We start from the raw sequence: 22,171 nt of genomic DNA, 5'->3' as shown, positions 1-22,171 counted from the left end.
ACCAGCCGGCGGTGGATACGTTCCGTCAAGGGAACGTGTGCCGCATCTCATCCTGGTTTCCGACCCATTTTCCACGCAAGAATCGGGCAACATGATTCGGCAGTGGATTCGCCGCTGACCAACGTTGCCGGCGCGCCCGCCGTCCAGGGATTATTGCCATGGTCTTCTTCAAGCGTGAGCTGAGCCCCGTCGAGATCTTCGAGCGTGCGCTGAAGGACAAGCAGGCCGCGCGGCAGCGGCTGACGGACCGTCTCCGCGTGGCCGAGGCGGCGCTGGACGAGAAGCGCGTCGTCGCGGAGCGGCTTGCCAAAGCCGGCGCCAGCAACGGGCAGCTCGATCGTGCCGAATCCAAGATGCAGGCCGTCGAGCAGAAGGCCAAGGCGCTGCGCGCATCCGTCGCCGAGTGCGACGAGCAGATCATCCTGGCGGAGCGCGCCTTCGCCGACGCGGTGGCGCAGCGCGACCGCGACCGCGCCGCCAACGACATCGAGGCCGTCGCCACCGCCATCGAGCAGGCGGTTCCTCGCTTCGAAATCGGTGCGGCGGCGCTCGTCGATGCGGTCACGCGCGGCCGCGCGGCGCTGAGCGAGGCCAGCCGTTTCGCGTCCGATGTCGACGACATCCGCCGCGAGGTGCTCTCCGCCGCGGAGCTGATCTGCTGGGAGCTGCGCGCCGCCGCAAGCCGCACGCGGGCCGGCAACATCAACGTGGCCCTGCTGGCGCCGCCCGAGACGCGGCAACTGCCGGCGCCCGAGACCGACCGTCAGATGATCTATACGCTGAGCCCGCTGACCTGGCGCGAGGGCGAGGAGGTGAAGCGCGTCGCCGCGTTCACCATGACGGCGCTGCCCAAGGCCCTGCTGCCGCTGGCGCTGGCGCATCAGCACGTCGACTATCTCAACGCGCGCCGGGTCCAGACGCTGATGCACGTCCATGGCGGCGGACAGCAGCAGAGCGAGCCGATGCCCGACGATCCGGCGCTGGTCGATCTCGATGCGCTGGGTGCGCAGGCCGAGGAAAGCCCGCAGGCTGATGTCGCCTGAGCGCGTCCACGCGCGCAGGCGCGCCGGAGCGCGGCTGAGGCTTGTTGGATCGGCCGTGCTGCTGCTGATTGTCATCAGCGGTGCACGGGCGGAAAATCTCGATGCCGGCAAATCCGGTGCGCGGCTGTTTGCGGACAGCTGCGCCACCTGTCATCGCTCGGCACGTGGGCTCGCCAAGGGGCGCTTTCGCCTGACGCTCTATCTGTTCCTGCAGAAGCACTACACCAGCAGCGACGACGCCGCGTCGGCCTTGAGCACCTATCTGCAGTCGGTCGATGCGCCGGCAGCCGCGCCGGCCCGCCGTCCCCCTTCGCGGCGCCCGGCCCATCGTGGTGAGACACGACCGCCGCGGCCGCCGCTGCCGGTGCGGGGACGTTAGCGATCGCGCTGCACGTCGCGCTCCGCCTCTCTCGTCACGTGAGGTGAACGGGCCGCGGCGATCGAATTTGAGCTGCTCAGGTGCAGCCGCTCGGCCCGCAGTTTTCCGGTGTGTGCCCGTCCGGGTGTGGCCGATATCCTCGACCTGGGCTATGCTCGTCGGCCAAGGTGCTCGACGCCCCCGGGAGGCCGATCTCGCGCGTGTCCGTGCGAAGCTGGCCGTCCCGAGCCGGATCATCGTGACGTCTCAGTCGTGCCACGAGCCGCGTTATCGTGATTGTGTTTTCGGGCGTTATGTCTTTTGACGTTGTGTTTGGGCTGTCTGAGGCGGGGCAGCGGCGATGATGACCTTACCGGAGCTCGCGGCAGCGGCGTTGGAGCGTTTCCTCAGCTCCTATATGCGACGCCGTTTCGGATCGTCTCATACCCAGTTGACGGAGATGCTTCCGGCAGCTGCGCGCATTGCGCTGGAATGCATCGGCAACAGCGATGCGCTGTATCACAACGTCGAGCACACCTTGCTGGTGACGTTGGCCGGCCACGAGATCCTGCGCGGCCGTGCGCTGCACAGCCACATGACGGCGGACGACTACGTCCACGTCATCCTGGCCTGCCTGCTTCACGACATCGGCTATGTCCGCGGCTTGTTCAGGGAAGACGATGTCAATGGCTTCGTCGTCGATCGCGGCGGCCGCAAGATCTGCCTGCCGCGCGGCTCCTCCGATGCCAGCCTGATGCCGTATCACGTCGACCGCTCGAAGCTGTACGTGATCAACCGCATCGAAGGCATGGCGCCGCTGGACAAGGACCGCATCGCCCGCGCCATCGAGGGCACGCGCTTTCCGCCGCTCGCCGGCCAGCAGTTCGACGAGGAGCAGTCGATCGTGCGCGCCGCCGACCTGATCGGCCAGCTCGGCGACCCCAACTACATCCGCAAGGCCAACGCGCTGTATCACGAGTTCGAGGAGGTCGGCATCAACCGGCAGCTCGGCTATGAGTCACCGGCCGACATCGTCAATCGTTATCCGCAGTTTTATTGGAACAGCGTCGCCCCGCACATCCAGACCGAGATCCGCTATCTCAACATGACATCGACGGGGCGCCAGTGGATCGCCAACCTCTATGCCAACGTGTTCCGCGCCGAACGCGACATCTCGCTGTCGGGCCCGCAGAGCTGACTGGCTGGAGTCAACGCCGGCCCCCGACCTCGTCGATGTGGTCGAGCAGGTCGGCCGGGTCCTCGTAGACGCGGATGGCGCCGGACTGGCGCAATTCCTCCGAGCCATAGCCACCACTCAACAGGCCGACGCCGAGCGCCCGGCAGCGGGTTGCGGCAAGCATGTCCCAGATGCTGTCGCCGATCACGACCGCGCGCTCGATCGGCGCGTCGAGGCGGGCGGCGGCCGCGAGAAACAGGTCGGGATCAGGCTTGGCGTAGCGGACCTCGTCGCGGGTCACGACGGCGCTGGTCTTGGGATCGACGCCGAGCGCGGCGAGATTGACGGCCGCCGTTTCCATTCTGCCGCTGGTCGCGATCGCCCAGGGGATGCCGGCATCGGTCAGGAAACCCAGCAGCTCGCGGGCGCCGGGCAGGGGCCGGACCTGGCCTCCGAGCTTCTGATAGGCCGCCGCATGCGCTTTCCGCAGCCGCTCGATCCGCTCGGGCTCGATGGCAAAACCGGTCTCGCGCAGCAGCTGGTTGGTGAACAGGCCGCCGCTCATGCCGATCTTGCGGTGGATGCGCCAGACCGAGAGCTCGATGTTCTCGGCATCCAGCGCCGTCTTCCAGGCGAGCACGTGCTGATAGACGCTGTCGACCAGCGTGCCGTCGAGGTCGAACAGGAAGGCGGTTTCGATGCGCATGGCTCGCTCCGGGCTGGATGTCTGCTGCGTAGCAGCTCAAGGCCAAGCGGCAGCGGCCATCCGGGTTCCTGCCCGCCGCCGGGCTGTGCCGTGCCCGCTATGGCTGTGCGCAGACCGACGAGCCGTGCGGTCTTTCCACTCCGTCGGTAGCCCCGAGGCCGCTCCGGGGTCAGCCCTTGGGACGGATGAAGCCGGCCAGCGTCTTCTTCTGCTCCTCGCACCAGTTCGTCATGCCGAGGCGGCGCTGATCCATGTCGATGGCCTGCGTGGCGACGGCCACCTCCGCCATCAGATCGTCGTCCTGCTTCTCGCCCATCTTGCCGCCGGTGTGCATGTAGGCGATCGCCTTGCGCACCTTCTCGGTCGTGCCGTCAGGCATCTTCATGTCCTGCGCCTTCTGGACCAGATCCTGATAGACGACATCGACGCCGGGACATTCGACCTTGGTGGCGAACGCCTCCAGTACCATGGTCGTATACATGTGGCGTGGCTCGGCGCTGCCCGGTGTCAGGGCCGCCAGCAATGCCGCGATGGTCAATGCCGCAAGGGTTGACGTGTAAAGCAGACCGTTTCGCATTCTCTGGCTACCTCCCGCTTGTTTTCGGCGAGGCTAGCCTGTGGGCGAAGCGCGGGCAACAACGAGCGCAGTGCAGCACGCGCGAATTGATCGAAGGGGTCGCCGGCTATTTGTTCAGCCGCCGCTCCTGCTCCTTGAGCAGAACGTCGAGCTCCTCGCTCTGCTGCGCGAGGCGGTCGGCGTTGCGCTCCTCGTCCGCGGCACCCGACTGCGAGGCGGCCTGCTCGGTGATCTGGCGGATGTTGTCGCGCAGGATCGCGATGCGGTCTGCGAGGTCGGAGGCGGACAGGACGGTCGGATCGGTCAGGCTCATGAACCCCTCGGGGATGCGCATTGTCAGGCGCAGTTCCTTAGCTCGGAAAGCCGCGTCGCCACAAGTGGATCGACGACATCGATCACCGCCGCGCCGATCGGCGCGGACCAGCGCGGGCGCCTGTGCGGATCCTTCAGCGCACCGGCATTGGCGGGCGCACCACGGGCTGATCCGGATCGACCGGCGCCGACGGCAGCGGCATCGGGGCGGGCGGCGGAGGGGCCATGCTGGTTGCGGCCGGCGGCGGCATGCGCGGCCGGTGCGGTGCTGCCGCACCAGGCTGTGCCGGGGTCACGGCCGCCGTTGCAGGGCGCGCGGCCGGGCGCGGCCGGATCGTCTGCTCGATGGCGCGCGGATCGAACGACCGTGCTTCCGCGGTCCGCTCGCTCGGCCGCTCGGCGGGCCTGTCGCTGGACTTGGCCTCGGCGACCCGCGCCATGTCGCGGACCATCTGCTCCTGCCCGGCCTTCAGCTGTGCGAGGCTCGTCTTCAGCTCGCCGATCTGCTGGCTCAAGGCAGCGAGGTCGTGGGCCATCGATTGCAGCAACTGCGCCTGCTCCTGCGAGGTCGCGCCAACCGCGCTCGTTGCGTGCTCCTGCACCTCGGCCGGCGCTTCTGCGGCCGCCTGCTGGGGCGCGGTCGCGGCGGGCTGTGCCGCGGCATCCTTGTCGGCGTTCGAAGCCAGCGAGATCCGCGGCATCCAATGCGCGATCATCTCCTGGGCCTGGTCTCCATAGCTCTGCCAGGCGGCTGCGGCGACGGCGCTGCCGACCGCGAACAGCACCGCCAGAATGGTGCGCACGGCCCAGGTGGCGAACGTGCTGCGCTCTCCGGTGACCGCGAAGTCGCTGGTCGCCTGCGTCCTGTAGTCAGGGTCGATCTTCGGCGAGGGCACGTCCGGTGGCCGTTGCGAGCTGCGCCTGTCCGCTTCGGCGGCAGTGCGATCGGCGCGGGCCGCCAGCACGATCTCGGGATCGATCACGGCATGAGGCTGCTGATCGCCGTCCTTGGTCGTCGTTGCAAGCATTGACGCTCCGTCCTCCGTTGTCGTCCGCCTCGCAGGCGGCGCTCGGCTCTGTTCCGATGCGTCGTCCTACCAACGCCTCGTGCACCCACGCTTCGCGTACTCACGCTGCATCGTACTGACGCTTCGTGACACCAACGTCGGATGACGACTGCGCCACGAAACGCTCGGCCTCTCCGGCCGCATCAGCACAGAACCTGGATACCGGTTGTCCCTCGTGCCCACGCATCTGCATGTTCACGGTGATCCATCTTGGCCAGAGCCGCATACTCGGGAACGTCCCATCATCGTTCCGTCGCGCCGACGCTCTGCTGATTCCCATTCTCATCGACACTTGGTCATATCCGCCCCAACCAAGGCGAAGACATGGCGGTTGCGCGACCCATGCGACCTCCACCTCTGGCCGCAGGCGGAGCATACCCCGAATGCACCGCGAAGGCTATGCCGACGGCGTTTCGCCGTGCCGGCGAGATCCTGGCCATTGTTACCGACCGGTGCCGCGAAATGAAGCGTCGATCGGCCCGTCAACGCTTGAGAATGTCGCCCGTGGGCACCCGGATCTCGCAGCAGAGGCCGCTCGGTTCGAAGCGCCGGACAACGCGGGCACCGACCTCGTACGGCAGCATCTGTTCCAGCAGCACGGTTCCAAAACCCTGGCGCTGCGCACCCAGCGGACGGCCGGACATGCCGGTCTCGGTCCAGTCGATGACCAGCCAGTCGGCCGCGTCGCGCTCATCGAGCCGCCATTCGATCCTGATGAAGCCCCGCGGCACTGTCAGCGCACCGTATTTCAGCGCATTGGTCGCGAGCTCGTGCATGGCAAGCCCGATGCTCTCGGCCGCCTTCGGCTTCAGTCGCACCTGGGGGCCCGACAGCGAGAATTGCCTGTCCTCGCGCGCGGCGCCGGCGCGCAGCTCATCGGCGATCAGTTCGGCCAGATCGAAACCGGCGAGGGGATCGCGCGTGACGACCGCCTGGATGCGCGACAGCGCTGTGATGCGGCCTTCGAGGTGACTGGCGAAATCCTCGACACTGTCGCTCGAGTCGCCCGTGCGGCGGATGATCGAGCGGATCACGGCGAGCATGTTGCGGACGCGGTGCTGCAGCTCGGCGAGCAGCAGCTTCTGGTGCTCGGAGGCCGAGACCAGCGCCGTGATGTCTTGGGTGATGCCGCCGATGCGCTGCACCCGTCCCAGCTCGTCGACCATGGGAAAACTACGGATGCGCAGCCAGCGCGTGACGTCGTCCGGCTGGCTGACGATACGGACATCCAGGCTGTCGCGCTGGCCACGCCGGGCGCGCTCGAGGCTCTCGATGGCGCGGGGCCGGTCCTCCGGCAGCATGAGCTCGGTCCACGATGCCAGATGGTCGCCGCGGAGCACAGCGCTGCGCGGGACGCCATAGATCGTCTCGAATGCGGGGCTGAGATATTCCCAGCGCAGGGTCTCGGCATCGCGGATCCACACGACGTCGGAGGATGCTTCGCCGAACTGGCGGAAGCGCGCCTCGCTGTCGCGCAGCGCGGCCTCGGTGCGCTTGCGGTCGTCGATGTTCATCGCGAGCCCGACCAGGGTGCCGTCGCCGAGGTCACGGCCGGCGAACATCATCCAGGCGCGTTCCCCGTCCTTGCGAAAATACTGCTTCTCATAGGGACCGATCCGGCCGGTCTGCCGCAGCAGCTCGATCTGGTCGCTCGAGGTGCGCATCCATTCCGGGGGTGTCAGGCTCTTCCAGGTCAGCTCGCCGCTGTCGATGTCCTGGCGCGAATAGCCTGTCATCGCCAAGAAGGCCTCGTTGGCGTCGATCAGGGTGCCGGCTGCATGATCGAAGAACAGCACGCCGACCGAATCGATCTCGAGGAGGCGGCGCAGCCGATGATCGCCGGCATCGCCGCCGTTCGAATGCGGCTGCCGTGCGGACGGCCCTGCCTCCGGCAGCTCGCTGCACCCGAGGCAGACGGCAAGCTCGGGATCGGTCTGTGCGAGGGCAAGCACGTCCGAATCGATCGCAAGCAGGTGTACATCGGCCCAGAAATGGGCTGTGCGCAGATAGGCGAGGAAGGCCGCCAGCAGATCGAACCTGGTGTTGCCGAAGGCATGTCGGATTGCGCGCCGCGAGCGGTCGGAATCAGCACGCTGCATGAACAGCACCGACGCGGCCTCGAACAGGTCCGCCTCACCATCGCTGCCCGGCTCCGGGATGTCGAGCGGGGGCTGGACGAGTTCAAGCCGGTCGAGCGCCGCCGCGGCGCACGCGGGATCCGCGAGCGGCCGCGCGAGCAGGTGACGCGCCCGATCGATCGTCTCCGGGCGAGACGTCGAGTCACCCGCGGGCTTGCCCAATCCGACCAGAAATCCGAAATGCCGGGTCAGACAATAAGGCGAGCGGTTGAGGCGCGACAGATGGACGGCGAGCCGCTCCTTGAAAAGGGCCGGAAGCGGGGTGTCGAGATAGGCGCATTTGGCGAACTGCCAGAGCTGTCGGGTCGCCTCAGGCGCCGACGGCGCCGACCTGAACAGGTTGGGCATCAGCCCGAGGCGCTGCACGATCTCCTGCTCGAAGGGTCCGTCCACCATGCGCTGTTCGACCATCGCCGTTTCCCCGGCAGAGTGCCGACACGGTCAGCATAGCGCAAGCGCCAGCGCTCCGAACCTCTCACTCATTCGCGTCGAGCTGACGGCCTTCGCGGTCCAAATGCAAGTAATTCGCGTTGAACAGGCCGGCGCTCATCAGGCGCTCGAGGTCCGGAAGTACCAGCATCTTGCCCTTGAGCACGATCAGGTTGCTGGCGCGCAGTTCCTGCAGCGTGCGGTTGACGTGGACCTTCGACAGGCCTGTCGCCTCGGCGAGATCTGCCTGGGTGAGAGGGAAGCTGCAACTGCTGTCGTCGGCCAGGCCCGCCAGCCGCAGCCGGAAGAACAGTTCGCACAACAGGTGAGCCATGCGTTCGGACGCGGTGCGTTGCCCGAGATTCATGGTCCATTCGCGCTGGATTGCGGCGTTGACCAGCGTCTCCCACCAGAACGCCGTCGCAATGCGCGGATAGCCGGCGCTGATCTCGTCGAAGAACTCGCGCGGCAGGTCGGCGATCGACACCGGCGTGATGGTGCCGATCGAATGGTCCATCTCGCGCAGGATGAAGATGTTGAGATCGCAGATATCGCCAGGCAGGAAGAACGAGACGATCTGGCGGCGGCCGTCCTCGAGCTGCTTGTAGCGGCAGGCCCAGCCGTTCAGGATCAGATGCACGTCCTTGGGCTTCTCGCCTTCGCGCGCGATGTCGGTGCGTGGCGCGAAGGTCCTTACCCGTTGAGCCGCCGCGCGGTTGAGCATCAGGCGGTCGGCCGCAGAGAGGCGGACGAAATTCTCGAGCTTGCGGACCAGATGACTCAAAGAGTGGTTCCCCCGAGTTGGTTTATTGGGGTTCCATTCGGTGCGACTTCAATAACTTATGTTAGCATGATACCGCGTTGACCGCTGATCTTTCTGCACCTGCGCGCGGAACCAAAGTGCGGCCCGCGGCCGGGGACTGCTGCGGCATCTTGGCGATGCTCCTGCCCTCAGCATGCTCGGAGCTGGGCAACATCGCGCGAGTCCGACCAGTCCTTCGCGCCCCTGTCGTGGAACTCTCATGAAATCTGATGCGGCATCACCGTCGAAGCCCGTGAAATTACGGGACCCGATGCGTGATCGCGACGATCTGGCGCTCGGCGAAACCTGTGTAGTTAAGGCCCCCTTAGTTCCGGCTTCTGGGTTGATCAAAACAAGCAACTGGAAATGCATCAATGCGAGTCGGTCAGCTCTTTTCGGCATCGATGCTCTCGGTCACGGCGCTTGCCTGTGTTCTCGGGGGCGAGGTGCTGGTATCTCACTATCGCGCCTACGCGAGCAGAACCGAAGCGATCAAGTCCGTCGACAAGGCCGGGCAGCAGGCCGACGCCGCCTTCGCCAAAGCGAAAGCGGCCGTTGAGACGCTCTCCGACAGCCAAGCCATCTTCGACGGACTGAGCGCTGCCAAGGCAAAGCTCACCGACGTGCGCGCGATGGTCGACCGCGCCGCAAGGCCGGATCGAGGTCGATCGCGTACGGATCGAGTCGAGCATCGATCAACTCGGCAATCCTCCGTCCGCGCCGCCTGACGACGGGACTGCACGGCACAGCATCCGAACATCATGAGGGCCAGCTCGGACCGGCGCTCATATCGTTCGCTCGCTTGCCCTTGTCGAGGTTCTGCGCCATTTCGAGATGATGCTGCAGGGCCGGCAGGGTTTTGCCGGCCCATTCCTTCAGCGCCGGATTGTCGCCGCCCTCCGCATAACGCTCGAACAGCGACACCGCGTTCTTGTGGGCGCTGACCTGCATGTCGTCGAAATCCGAGCTGAAGTCCTTGCCGCTCGCTGCCTTCAGCTTGTCGAGCTTGCTCTGATGCGCGCTGTCGAGAACGGCGGGCAGTTGGACCTTGACCTTGCCGCTCTCGACCATGCTCTTCAGCCCGGTCGAAGTCTTGGTGATCCTTGACGATCTGCGCGGCGAAGCTCTTCTCCTGCCCGTTGCCCTTCTGCTCGCCGAACTGGTTCAATTTGCAGTTCGAACATGTCGCTGATGGCGACCTGCTTCACGAAGTCCTCGGTGATCGGCGCAATGCCGAGCGCCGAATTCACCCCGGTCTTTTCGCCGACTGATTGGGCGAGGGCAGGGCCCGCCGCCACCAGGCAGCCGAGCGTGATGAGTGTGCGTCGCGCGGAGCGTTCCTCTCGTTGGTTGCAGACCTAAACCGAGAGATGTGCACGATGTTCCGACGAGCTGGCGCGCGCTGCGCGGCGTGCCCGGTGAGAAGACGCCGCGAGCAGCCGGCGTAGCCGCAGAGCGTCGGCGGGTGCCGCGCTCTTCTGGTCGTTGTCGAAATAGACGTAGACGTCGATGCCGTGCGACGCCCAGGCGCGCATGCGCTTGGCCCAGGCCTCGAGTGTCGCGTCCGGATAGTTGTCCTTGTAGCGGCCGCCCGGACCATGGCCGCGCACATAGACGAAATCGGCGGTGCGCCTCCACGGCGCCGGCGCGTCGTGATGGTCCGACAGGCAGAGCGAGATGTTCGCATCCCTCAGCAGGCGCATGATGGCCGGTGTGTACCAGCTCGGGTGACGGAATTCGAAGCTGTAGCGCCGGTGCGTCGGCAGCAGCGGCAGAAACGACTCGAGCCGTTCTGGATTCGCTTCGAATTGCGGCGGCAGCTGGAACAGCACGGGGCCGGCCTTGTCGCCGAGCAGCGACAGCCGGCTCTCCATCAGCGCGATGCTGTTGACCGAGCGCGCAGACAGGCGCTTCCAATGCGTGATGAACTTGGAGGCCTTCCATGCGAAAACGAAATCGGGCCCGGTCTGATCGCGCCAGCCGCGGACGGCAGCTTCCGTCGGTGTCCTGTAGAACACGCCATTCAGCTCGGTGGTCTCGAACTGGCTGGCGTAGTAGGGCAGCCGATGTCTGATCAGCAGTCCCGGCGGAAAGAACGCGCCGCGCCAGGACTCGTAGTGCCATCCCGATGTGCCTATCACGACCCGGGCCATCATCGTCCTCTCGCCGAGACAAGACCTCGAAAGCAAAGCGTCGTGATGGCGTTCGGGTTCCTTTCAAAGCCGCAGCAGACGATACGGTGCGTGGTCTAGCGCTCCGCGGCGTGCAGCACCGGCGCGCTCAACAGCTCGTTGATATGCGCCGCCGTCTCCGCCTGCATCGCCTTCTTCAGCATGATGTCGCGTTCGGGGCCTGCGGGAAGACGTGCTGCCGCCTCGCGGGCAGCGGCTGCAGCCTGCTGCAGCCGCTGGCGGAACGACACCGTCTGCTTGCGCCGGTTCCGGGTGACCTTCATGGCGAAACTCCTGTTGATCCTCCGAACATGAGTCTGCTGCCCTGCCGAGGGGCTGTCGCTAACACACGTTAGCGTGCACTTCACTATCCCTGGAGGTCTCGTCGGAACCCGCGATGAGTGTTGTGGTGCTGATTAGTTGTTCGAGCGATCGGGGTCATTGCCCGGAACGCTGAGATGCACCTCGTGGCCTTGCTTGATGGCCAGCGTCGCAGCTGATGCAGCGGATTCGAACGCAGCCTCTTTGGTCGCGTAGTCGCCATGGGCGTTGCCGTCATGCAGCACGCTCCAATGATCGCCGACCGCAACGATGGCGTATTGAGCCAATCCCATATCGTCCTCCATTCTTCGCGTCATTCGGCTGAAGGCCGTCAGCCGCCGGATGCCGTGACGCGCCAGACCGTATTGCCGACATCGTCGGCAATCAGCAGGGCGCCGGTCTTGTCCACGGCGAGACCGACCGGCCGGCCGCGCGCCTCGTTCCGATCATTGAGGAAGCCGGTCACGACGTCCTGGGCTTCGCCGTTCGGCTTGCCGCCATCGAAGGGGACGTAGACCACCTTGTAGCCGTTCAACGGCGTGCGGTTCCAGCTGCCGTGCTCGCCGACGAACGCGCCGCCGCGATAGGCCTGCGGCAGTGCGCTGGCGGTGTAGAACGTCATGCCGAGCGGCGCGACATGCGAGCTGAGCGCGTAGTCCGGGACGATGGCCTTTTCGACCAGGTCCGGCCGCTGCGGCTGCACGCGGGGATCGACATGCTGGCCGTAATAGCTGTATGGCCAGCCATAGAAGCCGCCGTCCTTCACCGAGGTCATGTAGTCGGGCACGAGGTCCGGACCGATCTCGTCACGCTCGTTCACGACCGTCCACAGCGCGCCGCTCTGCGGCTCGAAGCTCAATCCGTTCGGATTGCGCAGGCCGCTCGCGAATACCCGCCAGCGTCCCGTGGTGCGATCCACCTCGAGAATGGCGGCACGGTTCTTCTCGGCCTCGATGCCGTTCTCGGTGATGTTGCTGTTGGAGCCGACGCCCACATAGAGCAACCGGCCGTCGGGGCTCGCCACCAGGCTCTTGGTCCAGTGATGATCGATCGGGCCGCCCGGCAGCGCGGCAAGCGTCGTGCCCGCATCCTTCATCTGGGTTTCGCCCGGCGTGTAGGGATATCGAACGATGGCGTCGGTGTTGGCGATGTAGAGATCGTTGCCGACCAGAGCGATCCCGAACGGCGAATTGAGATGGTCGATGAACAGGCTCTGCTGCTCGGGAATGCCATCGCCATTGGCGTCGTGCAACAATGTGACGCGGTTGCTCGCTCCGGTGTTGCCGCCCGACGTGGCCCAGGATTCGACGAGGGCCATCACGAGATCCTTCGGCCGTTTCGCCGGCGGCGGGGGCGGCGCTTTCGATTCCACCACCAGGACGTCGCCGTCCGGCAGCGTGTAGAGCGAGCGCGGATGCTGCAGGCCGGTCGCGAGCGCCTCGATCTTCAGGCCCGGCGCGACTTTGGGAGTCTCGCCCTGTTTCCAGCCGACCACCGTGGCGACGTTCATCGGCGGCAACAGGTATTGCGTCAATGCGGGCAGCTTGACGTTGGCGCCGATCTCGGCGTTCGGATCGCCGCCTTCGTTGCACGCGGTGAGACCAAGCGCGGATATTCCGAGCAGGAGGGCTGTGAGCAGAGGCGCGAGGCGGGAGGAGCCGGACGGCGTCATCGTGCGACTCCCACCCTGTGACGATACACGAGCGACCAACCGAGCCAGCCGGTGACGGGCAGGATCAGCACCGTGACGAGCGACAGGATGAGGCCGGTCGGCACGACCGAGGTCCAGGCATCGCGTGAATGGACCAAGTTGTTGAAGAAGGCCAGCACCAGGGCGATGAGGTTGCCGGCCATGTGCGGCCAGGCCGGTGCCTGCGACCGGATCAGCCGATTGCCAAGGAAGTCGATGAGCCCGGCGATGCCGGCCAGCACGCCCATGATCAGTCCGACCAGCAGCAGCCAGGCGGAGATATCCGCCCACATGATTTCAGCGGTCCGCCAATAGGCGATGTCGGTGACGAACGCTCCGATGAAGCAGACGATAGGGAACGGCACCAGCATCGGATGGATCGGATGCCGTGCGATCTGCGCCGTTGGCTCCGGGGATGGTCGGGTGGTTTCGGCGGTCGCCACGGCGGTCTCCTCGATTGGACCTGTTGCAGCGTGGAGAACCGTCGGCCTCAACAGGTGTTCCGATGACACCGACGGATTTGGCGTGGCGCTCACGCAACGTCACGCGACGGCCGCCGCCGCCCGGGCGCCCGTGCCGGCGTGTCGGTCAGCGGTCCTGTTCAGCGGACCGGTGCCGCGCGCGCTGTCGCCGGCCGCGTCGTTGCGCGGCGCCGTCGGCGCGGGTGCGGGCGGCTGGCTCTGGCTGGGCGCCGTGCCGGTTGTCTGCCGGCTCTTCGTTTGGACCCCGGGGCGACCGTTCGCTCCCGGTGCCGTCGAACCGCGGGGCAGCCGGCCCCTTCTCAGCCCGCCGCCTTGGGTCTACCCGGCCGGCCGATAGCCTGTTAAGCAACTGCGCAGGACGGGGCGGTCCCCGCGGATACGAGACTGAGAGGAAGCGGCAATGATTCAGACGGTCGGCATCATCGGAGCAGGCACCATGGGCAACGGCATCGCGCAGGTGTGCGCCGCCGCGGGCGTTCCGGTCGTCATGGTCGACGTCTCGGAGCAGGCCGTGGCGCGCGGGCTGGCGACGGTGGGCTCCAGCCTCGATCGCCTGGTCAAGAAGGAGAAGATGACGACCGCCGACAAGGACAGGGCGTTGTCGCTCATCACCGGCACCGCCGACAAGGCGAAGCTGTCGAACTGCGACCTGGTCATCGAGGCCGCCACGGAGAACGAGGAGTTGAAGCTCAAGATCCTCAAGGACCTCTGTGCCGGTCTGAAACCCGAGGCGCTGATCGCGACCAACACCTCCTCGATCTCGATCACCAAGCTGGCCACCGCCACCGACCGGCCCGACCGCTTCATCGGCATGCACTTCTTCAATCCGGTGCCGATGATGGCGCTGCTCGAACTGATCCGCGGCCTGCAGACCTCGGATGCGACCCATGCGGCCGCCGCCGATTTCGCCAAGCGGATCGGCAAGGTCGCGATCACCGCGAAGAACAGCCCGGGCTTTGCCGTAAACCGCATCCTGTGCCCGATGATCAACGAGGCGATCTTCGCGTATTCGGAAGGCATTGCGACCGCGGCCGACATCGACGAGGGCATGAAGCTCGGCTGCAATCACCCCATCGGTCCGCTGGCGCTGGCCGATCTGATCGGTCTCGACACGATGCTGTCGGTGATGGAGGTGTTCTACAACGGCTTCAACGATCCGAAGTATCGGCCGGCGCCGTTGCTGAAGGAGATGGTGGCCGCAGGCCAGCTCGGCCGCAAGACCGGCAAGGGCTTCTACGACTACAGCAAGTAGCTGCGGCAGATTGCTTCGGCGGCGGGTGACGCCTGCACCCGCCGTGCATCAGGCGATGAAGGATTTCGTTCGGGGATATTGGTCGGGGACATTGGGAATGCGGCGATGCCGCGAGCGGGTATCTCGGCTGCCATTGGTCAACTGATCGCTGCACGCGATCGACTGATCACACGTTCCAATGTTCGCGTTGGGCAGTATCAACCCGAGTATCGGGCCTCGAGCCGCAGATAGCTACAAAGCTCGCGCTGAAGTGATCCAGATGGACGGCACAGCGCCGGGCGGGCAAGGGGCCATGCCTCGCTGATGCAGCCCACTAAGCCGCGACCCGGCGTGCCGTTCGTGATTTGCCGCTATGCGATGGTCCGAAGCGAGTCCCGTCGCACTCAGCGGATCTGGTACGGAGGTGGAGTCATAGAACCTCCCTGCAATCAGATGGTTTGTTGTCGTTCGGACATCGCGGCGTCGTCAGGAACGGCCACCGAGATTGGACGACGCTGTTATCGTCCTCCCGGCTGCCTGTGCTGTCAAGGCGCATCCTGACGCATTGATGAATTCGGCGTTACGGGGCGTCGATACTGCGAGTGCAGGAAAACTTTGATCACGCGCTGGTCTGATGACAAATCCGTGCAAATCACTACATGAGGGTGGCCGAGCCGTGTCGGTCGAAGAAGGTTCGCGATTGCGCCCGGTCGAGCGCGCGTCGTCCACAGCGGCGGAGACGATCAGCATGTTTTATGTAGGCGTAGTGCTTGGGGGCGACAAACGGGCTGCACGGCGCATTGATTGTGGCGCGTTAGACGGCCCAAAGTCGTCAGCGACGAAGCTGAAGGTTCCGGGAACCAAAGAATTCGTGGTGTTTTGTTTGCCGCGAGAAGCAAGGCAGGAGAACAGCGATGAGAGCAGTTGGCATTACTCTGGCGACGGTCGCCCTGTTTGCGGGGACTTGGCCCGCTCTGGCAGCGGAGCAAGACACGGCGGGCATGGTCACGGGGATCAACCGTCTCAACGGCACGATCGCGATCAAGCGCGTTCCCAACGGGACCGTCGGTGCCAACACGGCCGGAGCGGCCCAGGAGTTCAAGATCAAGGACAATGCCATGATCGAGAACATCCACGCCGGCGATCGCGTGACGTTCTCGACGTCCGACGCCGCCACACCGACGATCGTCAAGCTCGACCGGCAGAAATAGCCGACATAGCCGGATCGAGGGCGCGATGAGGCAGTGCGGTGCTCTCCGCGGTTGGGGCGTATGGCGTCTCGGGCTCTGGGCGATGATGGTCGTCGGGGCCTGCACTATTGCGAATGCGGCTCCGACCGACCTGTACCAGGCGCAGACGGTCGTGACCGGTCAGGGCGAGGACAATCGCCGGGCGGCATTTGCAGCATGTCTGGAAGACGTGCTGATCAAGGTGTCCGGTGCATTTCAGCTCAGGAACGACGCAAGGCTCGCGCCACTCGAGGCGCGGGCAGCGGAGTTCGTCACCGGCTTCGATTATCACGATCAGATGTCGGGCAAGCCGAAGCACGACGAGCAGGGCACGCGCGACCGTCCATATGACTTGACTGTGTCATTCGATCGCGCGCGGATCGATCAGTTGCTTGCGAGCTTGAACATCAAGCCGTGGCCGGCGCCGCGCCCGTCGATTGCCGTGATCGTGGCGATGACGTCGGGCGGTCGTACTTTCTTCGTTGCATCCGACGACCGGAGGTCCGATCTGCAGCGCGACGCGCTGCGCGCAGCGGCCGTCAAGCGTGGACTCGAGATCGCTCTGCCAAGCGCCTCCGAGGTCTCGAAGGCCGCCATTGAGCGGACCAAGTTGAACGATGTCCAGCCCGCGGCGGTTGCGTCGTGGTTTCCCGGCGCTGATGTCATGCTCTTTGGCGATCTCACCTGGGACGATGCCGAACTGGGCTGGGTCACGCAATGGCGCCTCGATCGCGCTGGCAAGCAGGATCGGTGGCAATTCCGTGGCGTGACGTTCGACGAGGCATTTCGCCGTGCTCTCGGTGGAGCAGCGCAACTCCTCTCCGACAACGGAGCGCCGTGAGGTTGCCGCGATAGTCTGCCACCATCCCCGTGGACCGGATGCCTGAGCCGCGCATGCGGGGCGCGAGAGTCTCGCGCCCGAGCTCGCTCGGGCAAACAGACAGGAGGGCGCCCGTGGTGAAACTCAGACCGTGTCTTGTTGCTGCGCTGTTGATTGTCACGCCCGCCTCGCTGGCGGTGGCCGCGCCGGGCCTGGTGCGCACCGCGGCCACCATGCGCGCAGGACCCGGCCCCGGTTTTCCCGTCGTCGAGCGCATTCCAGTCGGCGCCAGGATCACCATCCATGGCTGCATTCAAGGCGGCGCATGGTGCGATGTCAGCTTCGGAGGCGAACGCGGCTGGGTCGCGGCGCGGACGCTCGCCTATCTGTATCGTGAGCAGTACGTCTACCTGCCCGAATATGTCGAGTACGTGCCGACTGTCGGCTTCACGCTGACCACCTATTGGAGCAGCTTCTATTTCGGACGGCCTTGGTATCATCGGCACGCGTTCTGGAACCGCTACTGGCATCGCCATCCGCCGGTCATGGCGCAAAATCCGCCTCAGCCTGGCATGACCCCGGGGATGCCGGGTCGTGGTCCCGGCGGGATGATCCAGCCTGGCGGCGGAGCGGGCGCGGTCGCCGGCACGGGCCAACGATCCGGCCCGCCTTCGGGCATGCAAGGTCGTGTGCCGCCTGCGACTGCCGCCGGCCCCGGCGCACCTCCGGTCGTGGCTGGTGCTCCCGCTCGAGCTGCAACGCCACCCATGGTGCAGCCATTGATGAGCCGAAGCAGCGGTGCGCCGCAGAGCGCCCGCGCGCAGATGGGCGGCATGCGCATGATCGGGACTTCGCCGCAAATCGGCTTGGCGCATATCGGGGGCGGCCCCGCCATGGGCGCTGCGCGTGTCGGCGTCAGTGGCCCTCGCGGCGGCGGCGGGCGTTCCGGCCCGGACGGTGGTTTCCGTCGGCACTGAGTCATCAGCGCTGCCCTGGTGTCCGGATTGTGAAGGTGGCGTGCCGGCCGGCGCTGGCGAGGGCGGGCGCGATGACTACATGGCTGTCACTCCTCGGTGCCTCCATTGTTCTCGCCCATCGTGAAAAAGCCCGTGCTCGCTTTCCTCCTGCTCATCTTCGTGCCCATCTCGCTGTCGGCCGCGAACTATCTGCGCGGCGATCGTCGCGGCAGCTGGCAGACTGCGGACCGTTCGAGCGCGGGCCTGCTGCCATCGCCGGCGCAGCATGCCGACGCGATGGTGCGCGTATTCGCTGCGCGCACGGTGCGTTGGCGTGGCATCTTCGCGGTCCACACCTGGATCGTCGTGAAGGAGAAGGGCGGCCCGCGCTACACCCGCTACGACTACACCGCGTGGGGTGAGCCGATCCGGGTCGATGGCTTCGCGCCCGATGGTCGCTGGTTCGGTGCATTGCCGGAGACAGTGCTGGCCGTCGACGGCGATGAAGCCGAGCGGGTGATCCCGAGGATCCGCAGCGTGATCGAGAACTACCGCTTCCGCGCCTATGGCGACTACAACGCCTGGCCGGGGCCGAATTCGAACACCTTCGTGCAGGCGGCGCTGAACGCGGTTCCTGAGCTGAACGCCGTGCTGCCGCCAACCGCAATCGGCAAGGACTTCCCCTTTGACGGCTGGTGGGGGCGCACGGCCTCCGGGACCGGTCTGTTCGTATCGCTCGGCGGCTATCTCGGTGTCACCGTCGGGTGGATCGAGGGCGTCGAGCTGAACTTCTTCGGGGGAGTTCTCGGCGTCGATCTGCGTCGGCCGGCGCTGAAATTTCCCGGGATCGGCCGCCTCGGCATGCGAGCGGTCTGAGGCCCGCGATCTGCCTGTCAGGCACTGGCTGGCATGCTGCTTGCTGCGACCCTCTTCAGCGCGCCTGTGATGTCGCGGATGCGCCAAGAACGCCGGGCGAGGCGAGAAGAGGCGGATGATGAGCACGCTGTTTGCGATCTGCGCGACCTATGAGGTGGACGATGGCGCGGCGCGGGGCTTCGTTCTCCAGCGCCGCGAGCCCGACGGCAGCGCCAAGCCTTGGCCGATCCTGGTCACGCGCAAGGGCAACAATTTCTATGGCTTCGAGAATGCCTGCCCGCATCAGGGCGCCCGCCTCGACAAGCACCCGGGCGAGTTCATGGACGAGGAAGGCAATTTCCTCGTTTGTGGCGAGCATGGTGCGCAGTTCGACCTCGATACCGGACAATGCTTCATCGGGCCCTGTCAGGGCCGGACGTTGGCTCCAGTCGAGCTTGTGATCGACGACGGTGACATCTGCCTCTCCGGGATCGATCTGGACGAGGAGGACGGCCTCGACATCGACGATCCCGAGGATGACGTGCCCGACGTGCAGATCACATCGGACTGAGGCCGAGGGCCGGCGGCCGCGGCCGGGTCAGCGCTTCTTCCGTTCGGCGCGGCTGTAGTTGCTGAGGTGCCCCTCGCGTGCTGCCTGGCTGCGCGCCGCCTTGATCAGGCCGGGGCTGCGCGCTGGCGGCGCCGGTAGCGAGGGCAGGCGGGTCAGCTTGCGACTGCCGCAGGTCGGACAGACCGGCCTTTCAGAAATCCCGATCAGCAACTCGATATCCTCTGCGCAGGCTGCGCAATGGAAGCTGTAGAACGGCATGACGTCATCCCTCATTGTCGCTGAGGGGCGTTGCACGAAGCGGGCCAGCGCCATTGCGCATCGAATTCGCCGATTCAGGGCGCGTTTGCACGCTGACGGCAGCGTTTTTTGCTGCGCATGTCCCGAATGCGACGCGACTGGGGTCGAACATTCGACAGCAGTGCAGAGCTCTTCCGCCTGGCCGGCCGGCCCCGGATATCCGGGCGCCAGCCGGACGGACAAAGCGGATCAGGCGTTGGTCTTCGGCACGTACTTGCCGGCGACACACTTGTAACTCTGCAGATGCCACTCGTGATAGGGACCCTTGGACATCCAGTCTGCGATTCCGATCTGCGCGCTGACGGCGCAGGATGTCATCGTGATGCCGGACATCTCGCTGTTGGTGACGACCTTCTCCATGCAGAGCTGGCCGTTGCATAGCATTGCGACGAGAGTGACGAGCACGTTGATTCTGCCTCCAAAGAGTGGGACCCGGTCAGGATCGGGAAAGCAGAGTTCATGCCAAGTTATGAATCCACGCCGTGCTGCTACGGAACGGATTGCTACGGGTGTCACTTCATGACCACAGAAGCGTGACGGATTCACTGCTTGGATCACGCAGCGTTGGGCAACCGGCCTGCGTTTGCTGCTCGATCAATTGGCGATTTGCCCGTGTTGTGCTGTTCGGCCTGAGTGCCGGGCCTGAGCCGGACCTGTTGCGTCAAATAACAGGCAGCGCCTGCGCAGTCCTGCGGCGCCCGCGGACGTTGTTTTCGGTCTTCGGGCGGAATATCGCCGTTCATTGGGTGAATCAGAGTTCGATTCGCAAGGGTGTCTGCAGACGAACCGCCGATTCCCCGCATGATATTTGGCCGGATGCCAGACTTTCCGGTGGCGCTGATACCGACGCCCCGATGCCCGGTGCTGCGAGCCTCCGGTCCGTCAGGCCTCGTTCAATCCGGCACCTCGATCGGTCAGGATCTTCTGACCCTTCGCCGTCAGCTCGTAGATGTCGCCGTCCTTGGCGACATAACCTTCGCGGATCAGTCCATCGAGTTCGTCCTGCCGGTCGGGCGAGAAGGCGATCGCCTGGCCGATATCCGAAAGCGTCGCGATCTGGTCGTCCGTCAGCATGGCCATCCTCCCGTTGTTGATCCGAACGCCATGGCGTCGCGAATGTTCCGGGAGCACTAGGCTCTACGCCTTGCGCACGAACTCCGACTTCAGGTTCATCTGGCCGATGCCGTCGATCTTGCAGGCGATGTTGTGGCCGTCGCTCGCCTCCTGCAGGCGGATGTTGCGCACCTTGGTGCCGCCCTTCACCACCGACGACGATCCCTTCACTTTCAGGTCCTTGATGACGATGACGCTGTCACCGTCGGCCAGAACGTTGCCGTTGGCGTCGCGGATGCTGGCGTCGTCGCCGGCCGATGCCGCAACGGCGGCGTCGCCGCTCCATTCATGGCCGCATTCGGGACAGACCCATAGCGCGCCGTCCTGATAGGCGTGCTCGGAGCGGCATTGCGGGCAGGTCATTGCGTCGGTCATCTCATCCTCGGGCGCGGGCAGAAGCGTAGCGCAGCGTTAGAGGCTCGGATGGAACCGGGCAAGGAAAATCCCGGGGAGGGCAGCGCGCGGCGCAGATGGGCTGCGCGCCGCCATCGTCGGTCGGCAGCGTCACGCCGCCTTGCGCTCGGGGGTTTTGCTGGCCGGCCCGGTCTCGGCCGCTTCCATCGCCCGGAGATAGGTGTCGAGCAGCGTCTCGTGCTCGTCGCGCTCGTCCTGGTCCTGCTTCCTGAGCTTGATGATCTCCTTCAGGATCTTGACGTCGAAGCCTTCGCCCTTGGCCTCGGCGAACACTTCCTTCTTCTGCTCGTTCAGCTCCGCCAATTCGCCATCGAGGTGCTCGATCCGCTCGATGAAGGACCGGATGCGCGCGCCGGGAATGCCGATCTCTGACATGGTGACTCCTGTACTAATGGGACGGAGAAAATGCGCGGCAGTTCGTTGCCAATGTCTTAACGGGCGCGCTTTGCCCACATCAGTGAATCCGACGTGCTTAACGCGGAACCGGGCGGGCTGCGATGTTGCCGAGCGGGCGCCATGCGCTAGCTCTGCTCCGCCGCCGAGAGCTTCTGAAACTGCTTCTTCATCGCATTGACGCGGCCGAGATAACCGGCGACCGAATGGTCGCCGCAGCGCTCGCCATCCGCCGGCTTGAAGCCACGGCGCGCGAACCCGGCCGCCGGCCCGGCGCCGCACAGATGAATGACGGCCGCGAGATCCTGCCGCTGCTGCGCGCTCGGCTTGGCGCCAGGCTGCCGCGCGAGCACGGCAGCGACCTGGCGGTCGAGCGAGATCACCGTGAGCGCCACCGCATGCGCCGGCCATGCGCGGACGTACAGGCTCGGTGACCCACAGCCGTCGCTGACCACCTCGTGATCCCGGATGCAGAACCGTGCGGCGTCGGCAAAGGCGCCGTCGGTCATCTGGAACAAGCCGACGGCGCTGGACGCCGGCTGATACAGCGCGAACGGATTCCATGCGAAGCGCCAGCGCCAATAGGTGCGCGCCACCGGATTGCCCGAGCTCTCGGTCTGCGCCAGGGCGGCGAGCAGCTCCGGCGTGATCGATCGTGTCGAGCTCTCACGGAACAGCGCGCCATATTGGCGCCAAGTCTCTTCCGGCTCCTTGTCGAGCGAATGACCCGTCACCACGAACAGCTCGGTCGGCTTGCGCAGGACGTGATAGGCCAGATTGACCAGCGCGAAGGTCACGAGCAGCACCAAGGCGCCGCAGGCGATCTTGATCCATCGCGGCGCCGCGCCCACCGTCCGGCCCAGCCACTGCGCACCGCGCCCTGCGATTCGCTTCGCATCGCGCCGCAGCGCGCGCCAGCGGCTGCCGCGTTGCGGCTTGCGCATTTTTTGTTGGCGTGGGGCAGGGGATTTCGGCAACTGATTACCTCGGCCGCCGGTGTGCCGGTCCATGGTTAAGGA

General features: G+C 65.7%; 27 protein-coding genes and 1 pseudogene. 10 read left to right on the top strand and 18 right to left on the bottom strand.

Features of this window, described 5'->3' with window-relative positions; all coding sequences use genetic code 11:
* Nucleotides 1–158 precede the first annotated feature (158 nt).
* The 3 genes from QW861_RS01680 to QW861_RS01670 all read left to right on the top strand — a co-directional run bounded on the left by QW861_RS01680 (nucleotide 159) and on the right by QW861_RS01670 (nucleotide 2,599).
* Nucleotides 159–1,043, top strand: a complete 885-nt coding sequence (locus QW861_RS01680) for a hypothetical protein (RefSeq protein WP_315712299.1) — start codon at nucleotides 159–161, stop codon at nucleotides 1,041–1,043.
* Nucleotides 1,033–1,422: a cytochrome C gene (locus QW861_RS01675; protein WP_315751740.1), complete on the top strand. Its 390-nt coding sequence runs from the start codon at nucleotides 1,033–1,035 to the stop codon at nucleotides 1,420–1,422. Before QW861_RS01680 ends, QW861_RS01675 begins: the two co-directional genes overlap by 11 nt.
* 340 nt (nucleotides 1,423–1,762) lie before the next feature.
* A complete protein-coding gene (locus QW861_RS01670; RefSeq protein ID WP_315712295.1) occupies nucleotides 1,763–2,599 on the top strand; it encodes an HD domain-containing protein in 837 nt (278 codons plus the stop codon).
* Between the two features lie 10 nt (nucleotides 2,600–2,609).
* Here QW861_RS01670 and QW861_RS01665 read toward each other — a convergent pair whose 3' ends face one another.
* From QW861_RS01665 to QW861_RS01640, 6 genes are all read right to left on the bottom strand, one after another.
* Nucleotides 2,610–3,284, bottom strand: coding sequence for an HAD family hydrolase (locus tag QW861_RS01665; RefSeq protein WP_315712294.1), 675 nt, complete (start codon nucleotides 3,282–3,284; stop codon nucleotides 2,610–2,612).
* Between the two features lie 169 nt (nucleotides 3,285–3,453).
* Nucleotides 3,454–3,861 (bottom strand): hypothetical protein, encoded by a 408-nt coding sequence (locus tag QW861_RS01660; protein ID WP_315712293.1) that lies wholly within the window; start codon nucleotides 3,859–3,861, stop codon nucleotides 3,454–3,456.
* 106 nt (nucleotides 3,862–3,967) lie between these two features.
* Nucleotides 3,968–4,174, bottom strand: coding sequence for a hypothetical protein (locus tag QW861_RS01655; protein WP_315712292.1), 207 nt, complete (start codon nucleotides 4,172–4,174; stop codon nucleotides 3,968–3,970).
* A 133-nt stretch (nucleotides 4,175–4,307) separates the two neighbouring features.
* A complete protein-coding gene (locus QW861_RS01650) occupies nucleotides 4,308–5,201 on the bottom strand; it encodes a hypothetical protein (RefSeq protein WP_315751739.1) in 894 nt (297 codons plus the stop codon).
* A 521-nt stretch (nucleotides 5,202–5,722) separates the two neighbouring features.
* A complete protein-coding gene (locus QW861_RS01645) occupies nucleotides 5,723–7,789 on the bottom strand; it encodes a PAS domain S-box protein (RefSeq protein ID WP_316192637.1) in 2,067 nt (688 codons plus the stop codon).
* A 64-nt stretch (nucleotides 7,790–7,853) separates the two neighbouring features.
* On the bottom strand, nucleotides 7,854–8,591 hold the full coding sequence (locus QW861_RS01640; RefSeq protein WP_315712288.1) for a Crp/Fnr family transcriptional regulator: 738 nt from the start codon (nucleotides 8,589–8,591) through the stop codon (nucleotides 7,854–7,856).
* Between the two features lie 392 nt (nucleotides 8,592–8,983).
* Here QW861_RS01640 and QW861_RS01635 point away from each other — a divergent pair, with 392 nt between their 5' ends.
* Complete coding sequence (locus QW861_RS01635; protein ID WP_315751738.1) at nucleotides 8,984–9,337, top strand: hypothetical protein; 354 nt, start codon at nucleotides 8,984–8,986, stop codon at nucleotides 9,335–9,337.
* A gap of 31 nt (nucleotides 9,338–9,368) precedes the next feature.
* Here the strand turns inward: QW861_RS01635 and QW861_RS01630 are convergent.
* The 6 genes and pseudogenes from QW861_RS01630 to QW861_RS01605 all read right to left on the bottom strand — a co-directional run bounded on the left by QW861_RS01630 (nucleotide 9,369) and on the right by QW861_RS01605 (nucleotide 13,234).
* A pseudogene (locus QW861_RS01630) lies at nucleotides 9,369–9,925 on the bottom strand (DUF4142 domain-containing protein).
* A 42-nt stretch (nucleotides 9,926–9,967) separates the two neighbouring features.
* Nucleotides 9,968–10,762, bottom strand: a complete 795-nt coding sequence (locus tag QW861_RS01625) for a DUF72 domain-containing protein (protein ID WP_316192780.1) — start codon at nucleotides 10,760–10,762, stop codon at nucleotides 9,968–9,970.
* Between the two features lie 95 nt (nucleotides 10,763–10,857).
* Nucleotides 10,858–11,064: a hypothetical protein gene (locus QW861_RS01620; RefSeq protein ID WP_315712284.1), complete on the bottom strand. Its 207-nt coding sequence runs from the start codon at nucleotides 11,062–11,064 to the stop codon at nucleotides 10,858–10,860.
* Between the two features lie 132 nt (nucleotides 11,065–11,196).
* Nucleotides 11,197–11,394: a hypothetical protein gene (locus QW861_RS01615; protein WP_315712282.1), complete on the bottom strand. Its 198-nt coding sequence runs from the start codon at nucleotides 11,392–11,394 to the stop codon at nucleotides 11,197–11,199.
* A 38-nt stretch (nucleotides 11,395–11,432) separates the two neighbouring features.
* The gene (locus QW861_RS01610; protein ID WP_316164730.1) at nucleotides 11,433–12,773 is read right to left on the bottom strand and encodes a sorbosone dehydrogenase family protein; all 1,341 of its coding nucleotides are present in this window, start codon (nucleotides 12,771–12,773) and stop codon (nucleotides 11,433–11,435) included.
* Nucleotides 12,770–13,234: a DUF2231 domain-containing protein gene (locus tag QW861_RS01605; RefSeq protein ID WP_315751734.1), complete on the bottom strand. Its 465-nt coding sequence runs from the start codon at nucleotides 13,232–13,234 to the stop codon at nucleotides 12,770–12,772. The genes QW861_RS01610 and QW861_RS01605 overlap by 4 nt, the downstream gene beginning before the upstream one ends.
* A 439-nt stretch (nucleotides 13,235–13,673) precedes the next feature.
* Between QW861_RS01605 and QW861_RS01600 the strand changes: the two genes are divergently transcribed.
* The 6 genes from QW861_RS01600 to QW861_RS01575 all read left to right on the top strand — a co-directional run bounded on the left by QW861_RS01600 (nucleotide 13,674) and on the right by QW861_RS01575 (nucleotide 18,935).
* A complete protein-coding gene (locus QW861_RS01600; RefSeq protein ID WP_315826832.1) occupies nucleotides 13,674–14,525 on the top strand; it encodes a 3-hydroxybutyryl-CoA dehydrogenase in 852 nt (283 codons plus the stop codon).
* Nucleotides 14,526–15,418: 893 nt separating this feature from the next.
* Entirely contained in the window at nucleotides 15,419–15,715 is a 297-nt protein-coding gene (locus QW861_RS01595) for a copper-binding protein (RefSeq protein ID WP_315712278.1), read from the top strand.
* Nucleotides 15,716–15,800: 85 nt separating this feature from the next.
* Nucleotides 15,801–16,574 (top strand): DUF2066 domain-containing protein, encoded by a 774-nt coding sequence (locus tag QW861_RS01590; protein ID WP_315767279.1) that lies wholly within the window; start codon nucleotides 15,801–15,803, stop codon nucleotides 16,572–16,574.
* A gap of 113 nt (nucleotides 16,575–16,687) precedes the next feature.
* Nucleotides 16,688–17,530: an SH3 domain-containing protein gene (locus QW861_RS01585; RefSeq protein WP_315826833.1), complete on the top strand. Its 843-nt coding sequence runs from the start codon at nucleotides 16,688–16,690 to the stop codon at nucleotides 17,528–17,530.
* A gap of 132 nt (nucleotides 17,531–17,662) precedes the next feature.
* Nucleotides 17,663–18,385: a DUF3750 domain-containing protein gene (locus tag QW861_RS01580; protein WP_315751730.1), complete on the top strand. Its 723-nt coding sequence runs from the start codon at nucleotides 17,663–17,665 to the stop codon at nucleotides 18,383–18,385.
* 115 nt (nucleotides 18,386–18,500) lie between these two features.
* Complete coding sequence (locus QW861_RS01575) at nucleotides 18,501–18,935, top strand: Rieske (2Fe-2S) protein (protein ID WP_316192636.1); 435 nt, start codon at nucleotides 18,501–18,503, stop codon at nucleotides 18,933–18,935.
* 27 nt (nucleotides 18,936–18,962) lie between these two features.
* Here QW861_RS01575 and QW861_RS01570 read toward each other — a convergent pair whose 3' ends face one another.
* The 6 genes from QW861_RS01570 to QW861_RS01545 all read right to left on the bottom strand — a co-directional run bounded on the left by QW861_RS01570 (nucleotide 18,963) and on the right by QW861_RS01545 (nucleotide 22,096).
* Nucleotides 18,963–19,193 (bottom strand): zinc ribbon domain-containing protein, encoded by a 231-nt coding sequence (locus QW861_RS01570; RefSeq protein WP_316170438.1) that lies wholly within the window; start codon nucleotides 19,191–19,193, stop codon nucleotides 18,963–18,965.
* 228 nt (nucleotides 19,194–19,421) lie between these two features.
* On the bottom strand, nucleotides 19,422–19,637 hold the full coding sequence (locus tag QW861_RS01565; protein ID WP_316170439.1) for a hypothetical protein: 216 nt from the start codon (nucleotides 19,635–19,637) through the stop codon (nucleotides 19,422–19,424).
* A 477-nt stretch (nucleotides 19,638–20,114) separates the two neighbouring features.
* On the bottom strand, nucleotides 20,115–20,306 hold the full coding sequence (locus tag QW861_RS01560; RefSeq protein WP_315712266.1) for a hypothetical protein: 192 nt from the start codon (nucleotides 20,304–20,306) through the stop codon (nucleotides 20,115–20,117).
* 63 nt (nucleotides 20,307–20,369) lie between these two features.
* Nucleotides 20,370–20,720: a zinc ribbon domain-containing protein YjdM gene (locus tag QW861_RS01555; RefSeq protein ID WP_315751729.1), complete on the bottom strand. Its 351-nt coding sequence runs from the start codon at nucleotides 20,718–20,720 to the stop codon at nucleotides 20,370–20,372.
* A gap of 129 nt (nucleotides 20,721–20,849) precedes the next feature.
* Entirely contained in the window at nucleotides 20,850–21,134 is a 285-nt protein-coding gene (locus tag QW861_RS01550) for a DUF2312 domain-containing protein (protein WP_315712263.1), read from the bottom strand.
* 146 nt (nucleotides 21,135–21,280) lie between these two features.
* Nucleotides 21,281–22,096, bottom strand: a complete 816-nt coding sequence (locus QW861_RS01545; protein WP_409999243.1) for a transglycosylase SLT domain-containing protein — start codon at nucleotides 22,094–22,096, stop codon at nucleotides 21,281–21,283.
* Nucleotides 22,097–22,171: the final 75 nt, after the last annotated feature.

Source organism: Bradyrhizobium sp. SZCCHNRI1029 (assembly GCF_032487555.1).
In the GTDB taxonomy this organism is placed as follows: domain Bacteria; phylum Pseudomonadota; class Alphaproteobacteria; order Rhizobiales; family Xanthobacteraceae; genus Bradyrhizobium.
Note: the sequence above shows the minus strand (reverse complement) of the source record. Positions and strands in the feature narration are given on the sequence as shown.

Bases quoted from the DNA above. Each gene is read 5' to 3' on its own strand.
- QW861_RS01675 (WP_315751740.1), top strand. From the start codon at position 1,033: ATGTCGCCTGAGCGCGTCCACGCGCGCAGGCGCGCCGGAGCGCGGCTG.
- QW861_RS01545 (WP_409999243.1), bottom strand. From the start codon at position 22,096: ATGCGCAAGCCGCAACGCGGCAGCCGCTGGCGCGCGCTGCGGCGCGAT.
- QW861_RS01635 (WP_315751738.1), top strand. From the start codon at position 8,984: ATGCGAGTCGGTCAGCTCTTTTCGGCATCGATGCTCTCGGTCACGGCG.
- QW861_RS01650 (WP_315751739.1), bottom strand. From the start codon at position 5,201: ATGCTTGCAACGACGACCAAGGACGGCGATCAGCAGCCTCATGCCGTG.
- QW861_RS01595 (WP_315712278.1), top strand. From the start codon at position 15,419: ATGAGAGCAGTTGGCATTACTCTGGCGACGGTCGCCCTGTTTGCGGGG.
- QW861_RS01620 (WP_315712284.1), bottom strand. From the start codon at position 11,064: ATGAAGGTCACCCGGAACCGGCGCAAGCAGACGGTGTCGTTCCGCCAG.
- QW861_RS01555 (WP_315751729.1), bottom strand. From the start codon at position 20,720: ATGACCGACGCAATGACCTGCCCGCAATGCCGCTCCGAGCACGCCTAT.
- QW861_RS01665 (WP_315712294.1), bottom strand. From the start codon at position 3,284: ATGCGCATCGAAACCGCCTTCCTGTTCGACCTCGACGGCACGCTGGTC.
- QW861_RS01600 (WP_315826832.1), top strand. From the start codon at position 13,674: ATGATTCAGACGGTCGGCATCATCGGAGCAGGCACCATGGGCAACGGC.
- QW861_RS01625 (WP_316192780.1), bottom strand. From the start codon at position 10,762: ATGGCCCGGGTCGTGATAGGCACATCGGGATGGCACTACGAGTCCTGG.
- QW861_RS01550 (WP_315712263.1), bottom strand. From the start codon at position 21,134: ATGTCAGAGATCGGCATTCCCGGCGCGCGCATCCGGTCCTTCATCGAG.
- QW861_RS01570 (WP_316170438.1), bottom strand. From the start codon at position 19,193: ATGCCGTTCTACAGCTTCCATTGCGCAGCCTGCGCAGAGGATATCGAG.
- QW861_RS01645 (WP_316192637.1), bottom strand. From the start codon at position 7,789: ATGGTCGAACAGCGCATGGTGGACGGACCCTTCGAGCAGGAGATCGTG.
- QW861_RS01655 (WP_315712292.1), bottom strand. From the start codon at position 4,174: ATGAGCCTGACCGATCCGACCGTCCTGTCCGCCTCCGACCTCGCAGAC.
- QW861_RS01660 (WP_315712293.1), bottom strand. From the start codon at position 3,861: ATGCGAAACGGTCTGCTTTACACGTCAACCCTTGCGGCATTGACCATC.
- QW861_RS01560 (WP_315712266.1), bottom strand. From the start codon at position 20,306: ATGCTGACGGACGACCAGATCGCGACGCTTTCGGATATCGGCCAGGCG.
- QW861_RS01680 (WP_315712299.1), top strand. From the start codon at position 159: ATGGTCTTCTTCAAGCGTGAGCTGAGCCCCGTCGAGATCTTCGAGCGT.
- QW861_RS01590 (WP_315767279.1), top strand. From the start codon at position 15,801: ATGGTCGTCGGGGCCTGCACTATTGCGAATGCGGCTCCGACCGACCTG.
- QW861_RS01615 (WP_315712282.1), bottom strand. From the start codon at position 11,394: ATGGGATTGGCTCAATACGCCATCGTTGCGGTCGGCGATCATTGGAGC.
- QW861_RS01575 (WP_316192636.1), top strand. From the start codon at position 18,501: ATGATGAGCACGCTGTTTGCGATCTGCGCGACCTATGAGGTGGACGAT.
- QW861_RS01610 (WP_316164730.1), bottom strand. From the start codon at position 12,773: ATGACGCCGTCCGGCTCCTCCCGCCTCGCGCCTCTGCTCACAGCCCTC.
- QW861_RS01670 (WP_315712295.1), top strand. From the start codon at position 1,763: ATGATGACCTTACCGGAGCTCGCGGCAGCGGCGTTGGAGCGTTTCCTC.